Annotated in this window: 19 protein-coding genes; 11 read left to right on the top strand and 8 right to left on the bottom strand. The window is 59.7% G+C overall.

The features are described from left to right. Position 1 precedes the first annotated feature (1 nt). The 7 genes from ACPF9B_RS03010 (at position 2) to ACPF9B_RS02980 (ending at position 7,201) form a co-directional block, all read left to right on the top strand. Positions 2 to 724 carry a transporter substrate-binding domain-containing protein gene (locus ACPF9B_RS03010; protein ID WP_424179146.1) on the top strand — a complete coding sequence of 241 codons (723 nt, stop codon included), beginning with the start codon at positions 2 to 4 and terminating at the stop codon, positions 722 to 724. Positions 725 to 782: 58 nt separating this feature from the next. Further along, positions 783 to 1,667 carry an ABC transporter permease gene (locus ACPF9B_RS03005; protein WP_424180326.1) on the top strand — a complete coding sequence of 295 codons (885 nt, stop codon included), beginning with the start codon at positions 783 to 785 and terminating at the stop codon, positions 1,665 to 1,667. Continuing rightward, a complete protein-coding gene (locus tag ACPF9B_RS03000) occupies positions 1,664 to 2,470 on the top strand; it encodes an ABC transporter permease (protein WP_007205461.1) in 807 nt (268 codons plus the stop codon). The genes ACPF9B_RS03005 and ACPF9B_RS03000 overlap by 4 nt, the downstream gene beginning before the upstream one ends. After that, complete coding sequence (locus ACPF9B_RS02995) at positions 2,467 to 3,798, top strand: glutamine synthetase family protein (protein ID WP_424179143.1); 1,332 nt, start codon at positions 2,467 to 2,469, stop codon at positions 3,796 to 3,798. Before ACPF9B_RS03000 ends, ACPF9B_RS02995 begins: the two co-directional genes overlap by 4 nt. Before the next feature lie 69 nt (positions 3,799 to 3,867). Further along, complete coding sequence (locus ACPF9B_RS02990; RefSeq protein ID WP_424179141.1) at positions 3,868 to 4,551, top strand: type 1 glutamine amidotransferase; 684 nt, start codon at positions 3,868 to 3,870, stop codon at positions 4,549 to 4,551. Continuing rightward, entirely contained in the window at positions 4,548 to 5,900 is a 1,353-nt protein-coding gene (locus ACPF9B_RS02985; RefSeq protein WP_213394253.1) for a glutamine synthetase family protein, read from the top strand. The genes ACPF9B_RS02990 and ACPF9B_RS02985 overlap by 4 nt, the downstream gene beginning before the upstream one ends. Next, positions 5,897 to 7,201: an NAD(P)/FAD-dependent oxidoreductase gene (locus tag ACPF9B_RS02980; protein ID WP_007205465.1), complete on the top strand. Its 1,305-nt coding sequence runs from the start codon at positions 5,897 to 5,899 to the stop codon at positions 7,199 to 7,201. Before ACPF9B_RS02985 ends, ACPF9B_RS02980 begins: the two co-directional genes overlap by 4 nt. A gap of 3 nt (positions 7,202 to 7,204) precedes the next feature. Here the strand turns inward: ACPF9B_RS02980 and phaR are convergent, their stop codons facing one another. The 3 genes from phaR to ACPF9B_RS02965 all read right to left on the bottom strand — a co-directional run bounded on the left by phaR (position 7,205) and on the right by ACPF9B_RS02965 (position 10,279). Next, complete coding sequence (gene phaR / locus ACPF9B_RS02975) at positions 7,205 to 7,741, bottom strand: polyhydroxyalkanoate synthesis repressor PhaR (protein WP_007205466.1); 537 nt, start codon at positions 7,739 to 7,741, stop codon at positions 7,205 to 7,207. A gap of 152 nt (positions 7,742 to 7,893) precedes the next feature. After that, positions 7,894 to 8,340 (bottom strand): phasin family protein, encoded by a 447-nt coding sequence (locus ACPF9B_RS02970; protein ID WP_007205467.1) that lies wholly within the window; start codon positions 8,338 to 8,340, stop codon positions 7,894 to 7,896. Positions 8,341 to 8,482: 142 nt separating this feature from the next. Further along, complete coding sequence (locus tag ACPF9B_RS02965; RefSeq protein ID WP_424179138.1) at positions 8,483 to 10,279, bottom strand: PHA/PHB synthase family protein; 1,797 nt, start codon at positions 10,277 to 10,279, stop codon at positions 8,483 to 8,485. A 62-nt stretch (positions 10,280 to 10,341) separates the two neighbouring features. Here ACPF9B_RS02965 and phaZ point away from each other — a divergent pair, with 62 nt between their 5' ends. After that, entirely contained in the window at positions 10,342 to 11,610 is a 1,269-nt protein-coding gene (gene phaZ / locus ACPF9B_RS02960) for a polyhydroxyalkanoate depolymerase (RefSeq protein ID WP_007205469.1), read from the top strand. Between the two features lies 1 nt (position 11,611). Here phaZ and ACPF9B_RS02955 read toward each other — a convergent pair whose 3' ends face one another. The 3 genes from ACPF9B_RS02955 to ACPF9B_RS02945 form a co-directional block, all read right to left on the bottom strand. After that, complete coding sequence (locus ACPF9B_RS02955) at positions 11,612 to 12,331, bottom strand: alpha/beta fold hydrolase (protein ID WP_007205470.1); 720 nt, start codon at positions 12,329 to 12,331, stop codon at positions 11,612 to 11,614. An 83-nt stretch (positions 12,332 to 12,414) separates the two neighbouring features. Beyond that, positions 12,415 to 13,161, bottom strand: a complete 747-nt coding sequence (locus tag ACPF9B_RS02950; protein WP_424179135.1) for an alpha/beta hydrolase — start codon at positions 13,159 to 13,161, stop codon at positions 12,415 to 12,417. 41 nt (positions 13,162 to 13,202) lie between these two features. Further along, positions 13,203 to 13,448 carry a hypothetical protein gene (locus ACPF9B_RS02945; RefSeq protein WP_424179133.1) on the bottom strand — a complete coding sequence of 82 codons (246 nt, stop codon included), beginning with the start codon at positions 13,446 to 13,448 and terminating at the stop codon, positions 13,203 to 13,205. A gap of 204 nt (positions 13,449 to 13,652) precedes the next feature. Here ACPF9B_RS02945 and thrS point away from each other — a divergent pair, with 204 nt between their 5' ends. Beyond that, entirely contained in the window at positions 13,653 to 15,599 is a 1,947-nt protein-coding gene (thrS, locus tag ACPF9B_RS02940) for a threonine--tRNA ligase (RefSeq protein ID WP_424179131.1), read from the top strand. Here the strand turns inward: thrS and ACPF9B_RS02935 are convergent, their stop codons facing one another. Beyond that, positions 15,600 to 15,929 carry an arsenate reductase family protein gene (locus ACPF9B_RS02935; protein WP_213394262.1) on the bottom strand — a complete coding sequence of 110 codons (330 nt, stop codon included), beginning with the start codon at positions 15,927 to 15,929 and terminating at the stop codon, positions 15,600 to 15,602. A 133-nt stretch (positions 15,930 to 16,062) separates the two neighbouring features. On the opposite strand from ACPF9B_RS02935, the gene ACPF9B_RS02930 reads away from it, so the two are divergent. Next, positions 16,063 to 16,272 (top strand): cold-shock protein, encoded by a 210-nt coding sequence (locus ACPF9B_RS02930; protein ID WP_007205475.1) that lies wholly within the window; start codon positions 16,063 to 16,065, stop codon positions 16,270 to 16,272. Here ACPF9B_RS02930 and ACPF9B_RS02925 read toward each other — a convergent pair. After that, positions 16,269 to 16,589: an arsenate reductase family protein gene (locus ACPF9B_RS02925; RefSeq protein WP_424179128.1), complete on the bottom strand. Its 321-nt coding sequence runs from the start codon at positions 16,587 to 16,589 to the stop codon at positions 16,269 to 16,271. The genes ACPF9B_RS02930 and ACPF9B_RS02925 overlap by 4 nt on opposite strands. 43 nt (positions 16,590 to 16,632) lie before the next feature. On the opposite strand from ACPF9B_RS02925, the gene ACPF9B_RS02920 reads away from it, so the two are divergent. Continuing rightward, positions 16,633 to 17,181 (top strand): REP-associated tyrosine transposase, encoded by a 549-nt coding sequence (locus ACPF9B_RS02920; protein ID WP_424179126.1) that lies wholly within the window; start codon positions 16,633 to 16,635, stop codon positions 17,179 to 17,181. Positions 17,182 to 17,213 lie beyond the last annotated feature (32 nt).

The following is a 17,213-nucleotide window of genomic DNA, read 5'->3' as shown; positions in this document are numbered from 1 at the left end:
TATGATGAACAAACTGATCGTGACAAGTGTAGCTGCCGCGCTTTTGGGCAGTGCCGCGATGGCGCAAGACGTGGTGCGCCTTGGCACCGAGGGCGCCTATGAACCCTACAACTTTATTGACGATAAGGGTGAAATCGCAGGGTTCGAGCGTGAAGTGGGCGATGAGCTTTGCGCGCGCGCCGAACTGACATGCACTTGGTCGATATTCGACTGGGACGGAATGATTCCTAACTTGGTCTCAGGTAACTTTGATGTCATCATTGCTGGCATGTCGATCACCGAGGAACGCAAGGAAGTCATCGACTTTTCCGACAACTATACCCAGCCCGATCCATCCTCTTTCATGGCTATGGGAGATGTTGATCTGTCCAACGCGGTGATTGCGGCGCAGGTCGGCACTGTTCATGCCAGCTATGTCACCAGCATGGCGGGTGCGACCTTGCTGGAATTCGCCACCGCCGATGAAACCATTTCAGCCGTGCGCAATGGCGAGGCGGATGCCGTTCTGGCCGACAAGGCATTTCTGGAACCGATCGATTCCGAAGGCGGCGATCTGTCCTTTGTCGGTGACGATGTGCTGATCGGTGGTGGCATCGGTCTGGGCGTGCGCCAGTCAGATACCGCATTGCGCGACACATTCAGCGCCGCGATCCAGTCGATGAAGGATGACGGCAGCCTGAACGCGCTGATCACCAAGTGGCTGCCAGGTTCGGCCACGTTCTAAGCGCAAGGCGCCCCGGCCATCGTGCCGGGGCCTCACCCCCAGATAGTGCGGTCCCGCCATTTTCAGCTTTTGCACAGACCCTGCGACATTGGAGACATTCCAATGGTTTGCCTGCTACCTGACAACAGGCAAGCATATGCAGATCTATTCTGCTGTCTGGACGGTGCTTTTGCTGCTAGCGCTGACCGCACCTGCGGCGCTCGCCTTCGGCTTTGCCGGTGCGGCCGCCGCGCGCAGCGCCGTGGCTCCGATGCGCTGGATCGGCAAGACCTATATCGCCGTGGTGCGCGGCGTGCCCGATATCGCGTTTTTCCTGTTCTTCGTGATCGCGCTGGACCAGTTGCTGGAATATATCCGGCACCGGGTCAAATGCCCCGACTGGGAACAGGCTGTCTGGCAAGGCAATGATTTTGTGGTCTGTCAGGCCGCGAAACTGCCTTTGGGCAATGCGGCGCAATGGGTGCATGACACCTATGCCTTTGCGGTTGCGGCTTTTACCTTTGCCATCGTGTTCGGCGCTTTCGCCGCCAATGTCCTGTTCGGGGCGATGCGCGCCGTGCCGCGCGGCCAGTTGGAAACCGCCGAAGCCTATGGCATGAGCCAGCGCCAGACCTTCTGGCGGGTGCTGGTGCCGCAGATGTGGGTCTATGCGCTGCCCGGCCTGTCGAACCTGTGGATGGTGCTGATCAAGGCCACGCCGCTGTTGTTTCTGCTGGGGATTCAGGACATCGTCTATTGGGCGCGCGAATTGGGCGGTGCGGCACAGCCCCGCTTCACCGATTACCCGCATCCTGACTGGCGGCAATGGTATTTCCTTGCGCTGCTGGTGTTTTATCTATGCTTCACGAAAGTGTCCGAGATCGTGCTGGACCGGATCATGGCGCGGCTGACATTCGGGCAGGCCACAGCCGCAGGCGAAGCCCAGCGCAAGGCCGCGACATGAGCTGTTGGGAAACAATCCTCGATTACGCCCTGCGCAGTCAGGGGCTAGGCGAGCGGCTGTTGCCGCAGCGTGATTTCACGCTGTGCCAGCAATTCACGCTGATCGGGTCGGGCATGATCTGGAATATCTATTTCGGTCTGGTCGCCCTTTGCACGGGGTTCGTTCTTGCGACCGCTGTCGCGCTTGGCAAGGCATCGCGCAACAGGGTGATCCACAAGGCATCGGCTTGGTTCATCTTTTTGTTCCGTGGCTCGCCTTTGTTCATCCAGTTCTTTTTTGCCTATTTCCTGTTTCTCAGCCTCAAGAATGTGTCGCCGTTCTTTGACCCGTTCACATCTGCTTGGGCCGGCGCGCTGGTCGTGTTGTTTCTGAACACCGCCGCCTATTCGGGCGAGATTTTTTATGGCGCGCTGCAATCTATCCCAAAAGGCGACCTCGAGGCTGCCGACGCCTACGGCCTGTCGGGCTGGGCGCGGTTCCGGCGGATCACCTTTCCCACGATGCTGCGCCTTGGCTGGCCCGCCTATACGAACGAGGCGATATTTTTGTTCCACGCCACGACGCTGGTGTTCTTTTCAGGCTTTCCCGCGATCCAGCAAAAAGGTGATGCGCTGTACTACGCGCGCTATTTCGCGGACAAGACGTTCAACCCTTTTATCCCCTATCCGATACTTGCGGGCTACTTTATCGCGCTGACTTTGGTCGTCATCGGCGTTTTCGGGCTGGTCAACGGCCGGTTGAACCGCCATCTTCCGCAAAACATGCGCGCAAAGCTGCGTTTCAAACCACAGGTAATCAGATGAGCTGGATCGACGACCGCCCCGAGGTCCGCAACGTGCGTTGCGGAGCCGCAGACCTGAACGGTCAGGCAAGGGGCAAGCGGGTGCCGCGCAAATTTGCGGCCAAGCTGGAAGAAGAAGGCACGCGGTTCCCGTTTTCCATCCTCAACCTTGATATCTGGGGCGAGGATGTCGAGGACAGCCCGCTGGTGTTCGAAGCGGGCGATCCCGATGGTGTGCTGATGCCGACCGAACGTGGCTATGTCCCGATGCCATGGCTGAACAGCCCATCCGCGCTGCTGCCGATGTGGATGTTCCACGAAGACGGCACGCCCTTTGCCGGTGATCCACGACAGGCCTTGGCGCGGGTAGTAGAGAAATACCATGCGCGCGGGCTGACGCCTGTGGTCGCCACGGAAATGGAATTCTATCTGGTCGATGATAGCGGCGATGGTATCCGCCAGCCCCGATCGCCGCGATCAGGCAAGCGCCGTCCGGGTGCGGAAATCCTGTCTTTGCGTGCGCTGGATGCGTTCGATATGTTTTTCAACGACCTCTATGACGCTTGCGACGCGATGAACATTCCCGCCGAAGCCGCGATTTCCGAGGTCGGCATGGGCCAGTTCGAGATCAACCTCGAACATGTCTCCGATGCGCTGAAGGCGGCGGATGATGCGTGGCTGTTCAAGATGCTGGTGCGCGGTCTGGCGCGCAACCACGGGATGGCGGCCAGTTTCATGGCCAAACCTTACGAAGAATACGCAGGCTCTGGGCTGCACACGCATTTTTCGGTCGTGGACGCCGAAGGCAACAACCTGATGGCCAATGACACGTTCGAAGGCACGCGGCTGTTGCACAATACGATTGCGGGTTGCCTGAAAGGCATTCCAGATCTGGCGCTGATCTTTGCGCCGCACGGCAATTCCTATGAACGGCTGGTGCCGGAAAGCCATGCCCCCACGGGGGTTTGCTGGGCCTATGACAACCGTACCGCATCTGTGCGGGTGCCGGGCGGTAGCTTCAAGGCGCGCCGCGTTGAACACCGCGTGGCGGGCGGCGATGTGAACCCTTATCTGTTCCTTGCCGCTGTGCTGGGGTCGGCCCTGATCGGGATCGAGGATGATCTGACCCCGCCACCGCCAATTTCGGGCAATGCCTATGAGCAAGAGATGTTGCAGATCCCCGACACATGGGCCGCCGCGATTGATGCGTTCGAAAATAGCCGGATCGCGCGGCGCATTTTCGACGACACGCTGGTGGACAATTTTGTGATGACCAAGCGGCAAGAGCTGCATTATTTCGCAGAACTCAGCGAAGAACAGCAGTTAGAGCTGTACCTCGATACGGTTTGACGCGTCCCCGCTTGCGGGCATACCTGCGGCAGGGTAGTTTGGCGTTGAAACCCAACACATGGTGAAAACATGAAAATCGGCATCCTGCAAACAGGGCACGCGCCGGACGAATTGCGCCCGACCACTGGTGATTTCAGCGATTTGTTCCAAGGTCTGCTGGGCGGTCACGGGTTTGAATTCACCGTCTACAACGTCGTCGACATGAACTTTCCGGCTGCAATCACCGATTGCGACGGCTGGCTGATTACCGGGTCCAAACATGGCGCCTATGAGGATCACCCGTTCATTCCCCCGCTAGAGGCGATGATCCGCGACATCTATGCCGCTGATATTCCGCTGGTCGGGGTCTGCTTTGGTCACCAGATCATCGCGCAGGCGCTGGGTGGTACGGTCACAAAATTCGATGGCGGCTGGTCGGTGGGGCGACAACGCTATCAGATCAATGGCGATGACTTTGCGCTGAACGCATGGCATCAGGATCAGGTCGTGGTCCGGCCGAAGGATGCCACAGTCGTCGGCAGCAACGATTTTTGCGCCAATGCCGCACTGGTCTATGGCAACCGGATTTTTACCGTGCAGCCGCATCCCGAATTCGACAAACAGGTCATCGACGGGCTGGTTACTTATCGCGGCCCCGGCAATGTCCCCGATGCGCAGCTCGCACAGGTGCGCAACGATCTGGACAAACCCGTCGATAATGGCCGGCTTGCCACCCAGATCGCGCGATTTTTCAAGGAAAGAGAACTGGCATGAGCTGGACAACGAAAATCCCCGCCGCCGCCACCGCCTATCTTGAAGCCAACCGGCTGGACGAGGTGGAATGCGTGATTGCCGACCTGCCCGGCATTGCCCGCGGCAAGGCTGTGCCTGCGGGCAAATGGGAAAAGCAGACGCATTTCCACCTGCCCAATTCGATCTTTTTCCAGACCATCACCGGTGACTGGGGCGAAGCATCCGGCCCTGACGGATTTCTGGAACCCGACATGATCCTGAAACCAGATCTGTCCACAGCGACCGCCGCCCCTTGGGCTGCGGATGGCACCTTGCAGGTGATCCACGACGCCTATGACCAGAAAGGCAAGCCTGTCGCCTTTTCGCCGCGCAACGTGCTGCGCCGTGTGGTCGATCTGTACAAGGCCGAAGGCTGGACCCCTGTTGTCGCGCCAGAAATGGAATTCTATCTGGTCGGGCGCAACATCGACCCCGCCAAGGCGATTGAACCGATGATGGGCCGCACCGGACGCCCCGCCGCCGGACGGCAGGCCTATTCGATGACAGCGGTGGACGATTACGGCCCTGTCATCGACGACATCTATGAATATGCCGAAATCCAGGGGTTCGAGATTGACGGCATCGCGCAGGAAGGCGGCGCTGGCCAGCTGGAAATCAACCTGCGCCATGGCGACCCGATCAAGCTGGCGGATGAGGTATTTTTCTTCAAACGCCTGATCCGCGAGGCTGCGCTGAAACACGATTGTTTTGCGACCTTCATGGCCAAACCCATCGAAGGTGAACCGGGGTCGGCGATGCATGTGCATCATTCGGTTATTGATGCGAAAGGGCGCAATATCTTTACCGGACCGGGCGGCGGGGAAACCGATGCGTTTTTCCATTTTATCGGCGGGTTGCAGGAACATATGCCCAGCGCCATCGCGGTGATCGCGCCCTATGTGAACAGCTATCGCCGCTATGTGCCGGATTCCGCCGCCCCCGTGAACCTTGAATGGGGCCGCGACAACCGCACCACGGGTATCCGCATCCCGATTTCGGACCCCGCCGCGCGGCGCATCGAAAACCGCCTGCCGGGCATGGATTGCAACCCCTATCTGTGCATCGCCGCGTCGCTTGCCTGCGGCTATCTGGGGCTGAAGAACGAAATCCGGCCCGATAAACGCTGGGTCGGTGAAGCCTACGAATCTGAATCCGAGATTGCGGGGTCTTTGTCCGACGCTTTGGACCTGTTCGACGAGGCCAAGGAGCTTCGCGCCGTTCTGGGCGAGGATTTCGCGCGGGTCTATTCCATCGTCAAGCGGCTGGAATACAAGGAATTCCTGCAGGTGATCAGCCCGTGGGAACGCGAACATCTGTTGTTGAACGTATGAACCCGCTGTACCGCAACGACCGCCCCGGCCAGATGCCGAAAAGCTGGTATGTCGCAAGCACCGACCTGCCACCCGAACGCCCTGCCCTGTTCGGTGAAACCGTGGCTGATGTCTGCGTGATCGGTGCGGGCTATACCGGCTTGTCGGCGGCATGGCATCTGGCGCAAAAGGGGCTGGATGTCGTTGTGCTGGATGCGCATCGCGCGGGGTTTGGCGCGTCCGGGCGCAACGGCGGGCAGGTTGGCACCGGCTATAACGCGAGCCAACAAAGCCTTGCACGCAAACTGGGTGCGGGCAATGCCACAGCCCTTTGGGCGCTGGCCGAAGAGGCCAAGGCCGATGTACGCCGGATTTGCGCAGACCACATCCCCGAGGCGCAATACAAGCCCGGCGTCGCGCATGGCTATTATTCCGCTACCGAAGCACGCGATTACGACGCCGATGCCGATTATCTGGCGCAAAGCTATGGCTATGACCAGATCGAGAAACTGCACCCCGATGCGATGCGCGATCTGGTGAAATCGCCGCTATATCAGGGTGGATTGCTTGATATGGGGGCCGGCCATCTGCACCCTTTGCGCTATGCCTTGGGGCTGGCGCGGCTGGCCGAGGCGGCCGGCGCGCGGATCTATGACCGCTCCGAAGTCACCGGCCTTGCCATGGGCGATCCGGCGGTGGTGCAGACCGGCCAAGGCCGCGTGCGCGCGCGCCATGTCATCATGGCGGGCAATGGCTATATGCCCAATATCAACCGCGCGGTGGCGGCCAAGGTGATGCCGATCAATTCGTTCATCTGCGCGACCGAACCTTTGGGCGACCGCGCGCGCGATGTGCTGGCACGCGATATCGCGGTGGCGGACAGCAAGTTCGTCGTGAATTACTATCGCATGTCCGAGGATAATCGGTTCCTGTTCGGCGGGCGCGAAAGCTATTCCATCGGCTTTCCGCGCGACATCAGCACGGCGCTGATCCAGCGGATGACGACCCTGTTTCCGCAGCTTGACGGCGTGAAGGTCGATTATGTTTGGGGCGGGACGCTGGGTATCACCATGACCCGCCTGCCCGCGATCCAGCGGGTGGCCCCCAATGTGCTGTCAGGCGCGGGATTTTCGGGGCATGGCGTGGCGCTGTCGGGGCTTGCGGGCAAGATCATGGCCGAGGCTGTGGCGGGCCAAGCAGGCCGTTTCGATACGCTTGCGGGGCTGAATGTGCCCAGCTTTCCGGGTGGTCGCGCGTTGCGGGCGCCGCTGCTGACGCTGGCAATGACATGGTACGCGCTGCGCGACCGACTGGGGGTCTGACCCCTATTTGCCCATCTTGGCCAGCTTTTCCTGCAACGCGGCCAGCTGTGTCTTGATGTCGTCCAGATCATCGCCATCCTTGGCAGGCGCGGTGTTGCCACCAACCAGACCGCCCGTCATCGCCTTGAAAAAAGCCGCCTGCTGGGCGCGCATCGCGTCAAAGCCCGGCATCGCGGTCATTGGATTGGCCTTGGTCATGTTTTCCATCGCCTTGGACTGGCCATCGCGCAGCATCTCGAAACTGGCGGCCAGGAATTGCGGCACGACCGATGCGGCCTGTGTGGTATAGCTGCGCACCAGATCGGTCAGCACATCGACGGGCAGCACGCTTTCGCCGCGGCTTTCGTGTTCTGCGATGATCTGCAGAAGATATTGCCGTGTCAGGTCGTCGCCGGATTTCAGATCGACGATCTGCACCTCGCGGCCTTCACGGATGAACAGCGCGATGTCTTCCAGCGTGACGTAATCGCTGGTTTCCGTGTTATAGAGACGCCGGCTTGCGTAGCGCTTGATAAGCAGTGGTTTATTGGTGTCAGCCAAGACGCGCCCTCCCCTTGGACATGTTTCATTAAAAATAAGCCTAGGCTGCGTCCACAAGAAAGGAAAGCGTTACCTCGAACGAAAAACGGCCCGCGTGATGCGGGCCGTTTTCGGAACAATCCCCAAGGGAGAGGTGGGGTCGTTCGTAATACTTATTTCGCTGCGGTCGCTTTTTTCGCAGCGGCGGTGACTTCGTTCGTCGCTTTCTTGGCAGCGGCGGTCATTTCTTCGGACATGTCCTTGCCAGCGGCCAGAACCAGTTCCATCGTCTGTGTCTGCACCTTTTTCGCGATCTCGGCGAAAGCGGCCATATGCTCGGCTGCGGATTCAGCAGACGCCGATGCGAAATCGGTCATTGCCTTGGCGTAGTCGGTAGGTTCGGTTTTGGCGGATGCCATCGACTGCAGCTTGGTCAGCGTGTCCTGTGCCCATTTTGCGGACAATTCGGTCGACTTGTGCGCCGCATCAATCGCGACAGACGACATTTTCTCGGCCAGAGCGGTCTGGTTCTTGAATGTGTCTTCCATTGCCTTGGTATCGACGGGGAACGCGCCCATCATGTCTTTGAACACGCCGGTGAAATCTTGGGTCTTAGCCATTGGAGTAATCCTTTGTATCTGCGGATCAGCATCCGCTGTTTTCATATGACACCAATATGCATGCTGCAGTGCAGCATTTCAAGTATTTTTTCTGCACTGCAGCATGAATTTTTTGTAAAGCGGAAAAGTGCTTTGTTCAGGCTTACTTAGCGGAAACATACGTGCCGGGTGCAGGGGCCAGAACCGGGTGATCGGCCCCCCCCGGCGTGCGGGCAGGCACCGATTTGCCCGATTTTGGCGCCAACCACGCATCCCAGCGCGGCCACCATGACCCGTCATGGCGCACTGCGGACAGGCGCCAATCATCCGCCGTCAATCCCAGTTCGGGGTTGGTGTAATGGCCGTATTTGTTCTTGCTGGGGGGGTTGATGATCCCCGCGATATGACCGGATTCCGACAGGATAAAGGTCTTGTCCTTCGACCCCATCTTTTGCACGCCAGCGTAACTGCTTTTCCACGCGGCAATGTGATCCGTCTCGCAGGCAATCGCGCAGAGCGGGACGGTCACGTCTTTGAGATGAACCATGGTGCCACAAATCTCGAAACCGTCGGTGGCGAAACGGTCGCCCTGACACAGGCCGCGCAGATATTCGACCGACATTTTCGCGGGCAGATTGGTACCATCACCGTTCCAGAACAGCAGATCAAAGGCGGGGGGTGCCTTGCCCAGCATATAGCTTTTGATCGCGGGGCCATAGATCAGGTCGTTGGACCGCAGATAGGAAAAGGTCCGCGACATGAAAAAGGAATCAAGGATGCCGTTCTGCGCCACTTCCGCCTCGATCCCGTCAACGAAATCATCGTCAAGGAACACGCCCACCTCGCCCCGGTCGGAAAAATCGGTCAGCGTGGTGAACAGGGTCGCGGTGTTGACCGACGTATCCTTTCGCTGTTTCATCAGCGCCAGCGTCAGCGAAAGCGTCGTCCCCGCGATGCAATAGCCCACGGCGTTGATCTTTTTGACGCCACAGATTTTCTTGGCCTCGGCGATAGCGGTCAGATATCCGTCCTCGACGTAATCGGACATCGATGTGTCGGCATAGGACGCATCGGGGTTGACCCAGGACACGACGAACACGGTATAGCCCTGATCGACAGCCCATTTGATCAGGCTGTTTTGTGGTTTCAGGTCCAGAATATAGAATTTGTTGATCCATGGCGGAAAGATCAGCAGCGGGATTTCATGGACCGTTTCGGTGCTGGGCGCATATTGGATCAGCTCGAACAGGTGGTTGCGAAACACGACAGAACCCGGCGTGGTCGCCAGATTTTCACCCAGTTTGAACGCCTTTTTATCAGCCAAGGTAACGACCAGATCACCATCATTCGCCTCAAGGTCGGCGATCATGTTTTCAAGCCCCGCGACAAGGCTTTCGCCTTCGGTCTCGGCGGCCAGCGCCAGCGCCTCGGGGTTGGTGGGCAGGAAATTGGTGGGGCTGATCATATCGACCATCTGCTGGCTGAAATAGCGCAGGCGCTTTTTTTCATCCGCGTCCAGGTTGTCGATGTCTTCGACCGCCTGTTGCACGGCGGCGGCATTCATCAGGTATTGCTGCTTGATAAAGTTGAAATAGGGGTTGGTGTCCCAAAGCTCGTGGCTGAAACGGCGATCCTTGGGGGTTTCATCGGTCGGCGGGGTCAGCTTGCCTTGGGCCAACAGATGCTGGGCCTCGACATAATGTTTCACCGACTTGCCCCAGAATGCCAGCTGATGTTCGATCAGCTTGGCGGGGTTCTGCATCATCTCGGCCATATAGGCGCTGGCCGCCTTGACATAAAGTTCCTGGCTTGGCCCCTGCAAGGATGGCGCGACCTTGCGCGACTGCCCCATCACCTTGAGCAGACGCTGGGTCAATTCTTCGACACGGGCAAGGTTGGCTTCCAGTTTGGCAACACCGGCGCCCGTTTCAGTGACCGGGTCTAAATCGTTTGTTGTCATATTCATCCACCTATGCGTATGCTGCAACTGCAGCATATGTGCCTGACCGATCGGAGCTTTCTATGAAGTATATGATGACCTATGACCTGATGGAAAGCACGCGCAATACCTATCAGTGGCTGGGGGCCAGCGCACGCGCATACGCATCATATCCGATGATGTCATGGGGCACAAACCCGGGCATGGACTGGCTCAAGGCGTGGGGTGAGGTCACGGAACGGACATTTGCGCGGATGGTGGTCAAACCCGACTGGAACATCCCGGCGATTTCCGATGACAAGGGCAAGGACCACCCGGTCGTTATCAAACGTGTGCTGGAACGCCCGTTTGGCGATTTGATCCATTTCACCACACCCGGTCGCAAGGCCAGCAAACGGCGCGTGCTGGTTGTTGCTCCGATGTCGGGCCATTACGCGACCCTGCTGCGCAAGACCGTGATCAGCCTTTTGCCTGATGCAGATGTTTATATCACCGATTGGCACAATGCGCGCGACATCCCCGTCAGCGCGGGCAAGTTCGATGTCGAGGATTACACGCTTTATCTGGTCGATTTCCTGCGCGAGCTTGGCCCCGACACCCATGTGATCGCCGTGTGCCAGCCTGTGCCTTTGGCGCTGGCCGCCACCGCCTATCTGGCCGCCGAGGACCCCAAGGCGCAGCCAAGATCATTGACGCTGATCGGTGGTCCTGTCGATCCCGATGCGAACCCGACCGAAGTCACCGATTTTGGCCGGTCCGTCACCATGGGCCAGCTGGAACAGACGATGATCCAGCGCGTTGGTTTCAAATATGCGGGCGTTGGCCGGACGGTTTATCCCGGCCTGTTGCAGCTGGCGTCTTTCATCTCAATGAACATGGAAACGCATACTGACGCGTTCCGCGACCAGATCATCAAGTCCGCCAAGGGCGAAGCCACTGAACACGACAAGCATAACATGTTTTATGACGAATATCTGGCGGTCATGGACATGACGGCAGAATTTTACCTGTCCACGGTGGAACGTATCTTCAAGAACCGCGAAATCGCGCTGAACAGCTTTACCGTCAATGGTAAACTGGTTGACCTTGGCAAGATCACGACCGTTGCGGTCAATATTGTCGAAGGCGAAAATGATGATATTTCCGCCCCCGGCCAGTGCCTTGCCGCATTGCCCCTGCTGACCGGCCTGCCCGATAGCAAGAAAGCCGCGCATCTGGAGCCGGGCGCCGGACATTACGGGATTTTCGCAGGGCGCAGCTGGCGGCAGAATATCCGCCCCCTGGTGCTGGCTTTCATCGACGCCAATTCAGGCGATACGGCGAAACCCGCCAATAAAAACGCCGCCGCCTAATCTAGAGCCGCAGCATCAGCGGCGCTGTCATCCAGCGCCGCAGCGCCGCCGTCACCTGATCCGGCGCTTCGAGCGTAGGCATGTATCCGGCATCCTCAATCACCTCTAGCGTGGCATAGGGGATCAGTTCGGCCATGAATTGCTGCCGCTTGACCGGATATTGCCCATCATGCTGCCCGCAAATCACCATCGCGGGCTGTTTGATCTGGCTGAGCGTCGATTGCTGGTCCTTGCGCCGCTGCATCGCGCGCGACTGGCTGACATAGACGGCAGGGCCCAGCGCCTCGGCCATCTGGCGCAGATGCCGGACCAATGCGACGCGGTCGGTCGTGGGGGCCATCCATGTTGAATTGATTTCGTGCTGCACAACCTCGTGCCAGCGCCCGCCGCCTTTGGCCGCGATGATATGGGGTTCGCGCGCGGCGGCGGTCTCTGGCGTTTCGGCCTGCGCGCTGGTGGCGATCAGCGCGATCCGCGTCACACGCTGCGGCGCACGGCGCAGGAGTTCAAGCGCAACCATCCCGCCCATCCCCATCCCCGCCAGCGCGAATTTCGCAGGCGCCCAAGTCAGGATCTGGGAGGCGATTTCTTCCATCCGTTCACCTTGGGTCGTGGGGGCGAACATCACCGCGTGATCCTTGGCCAGATCCAGCATCTGCGGCCCGAAAACCCCCAGATCGCACAGCATCGGGGGGACAAGGACGATCGGATCATGCGGCATTGTGGCTATCTGTGGTTGTTTTTGCTGGGCCCTTTTGGCCTGCCTGCCCCCGCATCACAAGTGGCATCGGCGCAGGATCGCTGTCAGCGCTCAGCCCGCGCGATCACATCTGTGATACTGTCCGCGATCAAGGCAAGGCAGGCGTCGTCGGAAAACCGGTGATCAGCCCCGTCAACCAGCGTCAGCCGCATGTCAGGCCCCTGTGCGTGATCCAGCAGGCGCTGCGCCACGGCCATATCCACATCCTTGTCCGCTGTCCCTTGCAGGAACCGCACGGGGAACGGCAGCTGCAGTGGCGCGCGCAGGACCAGATAGTCGCGCCCGTCCTCGATCAGGCGGCGGGTGATGATATAGGGGTCGCCATACTCTGACGGCAATGCGATCTGTCCGTCCGTCATCAGCGCGGCGCGCTGCGCCTCGGTTGCGCCCGCCCACATGCTGTCTTCGGTGAAATCGGGCGCGGCGGCGATGGTGACAAGACCCGCCACACGGTCAGGCTGGCTGCGCGCCAAAAGCAGGGAAATCCAGCCCCCCATGCTGGACCCGACCAGCACCACAGGCCCCGCGACCAGCCCGATGGCGGCCTGCGCATCGTGATACCAATCGCCAATCGCCCCGTCGGTGAATGCACCGCTGCTGTCGCCGTGGCCGGAATAGTCGAAGCGCAAAAACGCCCTGCCCTGCCGGCGCGCCCAGTCTTCCAGAAACACAGCCTTGGTGCCGCCCATGTCGGATTTGAACCCGCCAAGAAACACCACCGCCGGCCCCATGCCATCCGTCAGATGATAGGCAATCTTGCGCCCCGCGGGCGTGATCAGATAATCGGGCATGGCGGGGCCTTTCAGGTCATGGCACCGCGACTGGCGGGCTGTTAGCCGCCGACATAGACCGCTTTGCGCGGACGGTAAAAGATTTTCTGATCATGCAACCGGCCCAGCAATTCCTCGCCCATGCGCTGGTCTTGTTCGATCACGCGGATCGATTCCAGATGGGCGGGGTTTTCCTCGGTCAGGGCAAGGCGCATCCGTGACAATTCCCGTCCGCGCGCGCGCAGAGCCTCTTCGATCAGATCGACATCGGCGATGCTCAGATCGAATGTGCGGTTGTAGCTTGGCATGATCCACCCCTTTGCGCGTGTTTCGTATCGGAAACTGATGTCGGTTTTACTGCGCAAGGCGTCGCAGTCAACGTATATCTGTGCATACAAATCATGCAGCGGATTCAATCGGCTTGACGATCCGGCGATGCGGCGGCATCTAGGCCGCATACATAACCCGCAACCGGGCGTTCCGTGGGCGCCAAACCGACGAGGAGCTTGCCGATGGCACAGATTTCCCTGACATTTCCCGATGGCAACAGCCGCCAGTATGACGCAGGCGTAACCGCCGGTGACGTTGCCAGCGACATTTCCCCATCGCTGCGCAAAAAGGCGATTTCCGCCACCGTGAACGGCGCGCATTGGGACCTGCAATGGCCCATTCAAGCAGACGCGCAGATCGCCATCAACACGATGAAGGACGAAGCGCCAGCATTGGAACTCGTCCGCCACGATCTGGCCCATATCATGGCCCGCGCGGTACAGGACATCTGGCCCGACACGCAGGTGACAATCGGCCCCGTGATCAAGGACGGCTGGTATTACGATTTCGACCGCAAGGAACCTTTCACCCCCGAAGACCTTGGCTTGATCGAGAAAAAGATGAAGGAGATCATCAACAAACGCGATGATGTCCGCACCGAGATCTGGGACCGCGCCCGCGCCGTGCAATATTACACCGACCGGGGCGAGCCTTATAAGGTCGAACTGATCGACAGCATCCCCGGCAATGAACCTTTGCGCATGTATTGGCATGGCGACTGGCAGGATCTGTGCCGTGGCCCGCATTTGCAGAACACCGGCCAGGTACCCGCCGATGCGTTCAAACTGATGAGCATCGCCGGTGCCTATTGGCGCGGCGACAGCACCCGTCCGATGCTGCAACGCATCTACGGGACGGCCTTTACCAATAAAGACGCGCTGAAAGACCACCTGCACCGTCTGGAAGAAGCCGCCAAGCGCGACCACCGCAAGCTGGGCCGCGAAATGAACCTGTTTCACATGCAGGAAGAAGCCCCCGGTCAGGTGTTCTGGCACCCCGATGGTTGGACGATCTATACCGAATTGCAGGATTACATGCGCCGCCGCCAGCGCGCGGGCGGCTATGTCGAGGTGAACACACCCCAGGTCGTGGACCGCAAGCTGTGGGAAAAATCCGGCCATTGGGACAAGTATCAGGAAAACATGTTCATCGTCGAAGTGGACGAGGAACATGCCCGCGAAAAAGCGGTCAACGCCCTGAAACCGATGAACTGCCCCTGCCATGTGCAGATTTTCAACCAAGGTCTGAAATCCTACCGCGACCTGCCGTTGCGGATGGCCGAATTCGGGTCTTGTGCGCGCTATGAACCATCTGGTGCGCTGCATGGCATCATGCGGGTGCGCGGCTTTACGCAGGATGACGGGCATATTTTCTGCCGCGAAGACCAGATCGAACCGGAAACAGCGCGTTTCATCGCGTTTTTGTCGCGGGTCTATGCCGATCTGGGATTCAACGACTGGACCATCAAACTGTCCACCCGCCCCGAACAACGGATCGGGTCCGATGCGACATGGGATATGATGGAAAAGGCCTTGGGCGATGCCTGCCGCGCGGCCGGTTACGATTTCGAATTGTTGGAAGGGGAAGGCGCGTTTTACGGGCCAAAGCTGGAATTCACGCTGACAGATGCGATTGGCCGGAACTGGCAATGCGGCACCTTGCAGGTGGATGCCAACCTGCCCGAACGGCTGGATGCGGAATATATCGGGACGGATGGCGAAAAGCACCGGCCCGTCATGCTGCACCGCGCGACCTTGGGCAGTTTCGAGCGTTTCATCGGTATCCTGATCGAAGAACATGCCGGCAAGCTGCCGTTCTGGCTGGCCCCGCGTCAGGTGGTGGTGGCGACCATCGTGTCGGACGCCGATGTTTACGCGCGCGACCTGGTGGCGGCACTGACCGCTGCCGGTGTCCGGGCCGAGGCTGACACCCGCAACGAAAAGATCAATTACAAGGTGCGCGAACATTCGGTCGGCAAGGTGCCTGTAATCCTCGCCGTCGGTGCGCGCGAGGTCGAGGAACGCACCGCAACAGCACGTCAGCTGGGCGAAAACCAGACCCGCGTGGTGACGATGGACGAGATCGTGGCGGAACTGAGACTGCGCGCCACGCCGCCTGATCTGGTCTAATCAGGCGCGCAAGTACTTCGCCTGCACGTCCGGTTTCCAGCCGATGGTCCAGCCGCCGTCGGTGGCGATCACAGGGCGTTTCATCAGCGTCGGATAGGCGGCCAGCAGGGCGGCTGTGTCTTGCGCGCGGGCGTCCTCGGACAAGCCGCGCCATGTGGTCGAGGCGCGGTTGATCGCAGTATCGCCAAAGGCCGCAACGATGGCCTGAATGTCATCGGCATCCAGCCCGTCCGCGCGCACATCGATCACCTGCGGCGTGATGCCTTGCGCATGCAGCGCGGCCAGCGCCTTGCGGCAGGTATCGCAGGATTTCAGTCCGAAGAACCGCATTGTCAACTCCTGTTTGGCTGCGACGTCGTGTCAATTGCGTTTTTTATAAAACACCGGAGTCTTGGGATTACAAGGCAAAGGGAAGACCGCTTGTCGCGGAGCCCGGGTGCTGGCGACAAAAGGAGAGGACGACATGCCAAGCGGCACAGTGAAATGGTTCAACACGACCAAGGGGTTCGGCTTTATCGCCCCCGATGATGGCGGCAACGACATCTTTGTTCATATCTCGGCGGTGGAACAATCGGGGATGACGGGGTTGGCGGACAACCAGAAAATCACCTTTGATCTGGTCGAAGGGCGCGACGGGCGCAAGATGGCCGGCAATCTGGCCAAGGCCGATTAACCCAGCCAGACCGCCTGTGCGGTGGCGTCCCAACCTAGCGTCCAGCGGGTGCCATCCGTGATGATGGGGCGGGCCATCAGGGCGGGCTGGGCGTCCAGCTGCGCATCTGTTTCTGATTCCCGCAGCCAAGCGTTAAGGTTGCGGTAAGCCTGCGATTTGCGGTCGATCAGATTGTCACCGAATTCCGCGATCAGCGGCGCCCAGTCAGCGGCGCTCAACGGGTCGGCGCGGATGTCGCGCAAGGTCACGCCCTGATCGTCAAGCGCCCGGAGCGCTGCCTTGCAATCCGAACATGTGGGCAGGCCGTAAAGGATCATCGCGCTTCCAGTTTGTTAACCATGCCGCGCGATATTGCGCCGCATGTCCTGTTATCGCCGCCCCCGCCTGCCCGGTGCAACATTGTTCTTCACCGTCGCTCTGGCGGACCGCACGAGCGACCTGCTGGTGCGCGAGGTCGCTGCGCTGCGGTGGGCAGTGATGCGCACGCGGGCGGAACGGCCGTTTCGTGTGGACGCTTGGGTCGTGCTGCCGGATCACATGCATTGCATCTGGACCCTGCCCGCAGGGGATGCGGATTATTCCACCCGGATGGGCGCGATCAAGGGGCGGTTTTCGCAGGCGGTCCGTAGGTCGGGGTTCACCCCGACACCCCACCCCTTCAATCCTCACGGCGTCATTGCGGGCCGTGTACGGGTCGGGGAGAACCCCGACCTACGGGCCGAAGCCCCCATTTGGCAAAAACGGTTCTGGGAACACCACATCCGCGACGATGCCGACTTCGCGGCGCATATGGAATATTGCCGGATCAACCCCGTCAAACACGGGCTGGTCGATAACCCGCAGGATTGGCCCCTCTCCTCCTTCACCCGTAGGGCGGGGTTCACCCCGCCAGCGCCGGATGGGGAGTGAGAGCGCGGGTGGGTCGGTATAAAGTACGAACT

Origin of the sequence: Yoonia sp. TsM2_T14_4 (genome assembly GCF_049602355.1) — a bacterium.
Taxonomy (GTDB): domain Bacteria; phylum Pseudomonadota; class Alphaproteobacteria; order Rhodobacterales; family Rhodobacteraceae; genus Yoonia; species Yoonia vestfoldensis_A.
Note: the sequence above shows the minus strand (reverse complement) of the source record. Positions and strands in the feature narration are given on the sequence as shown.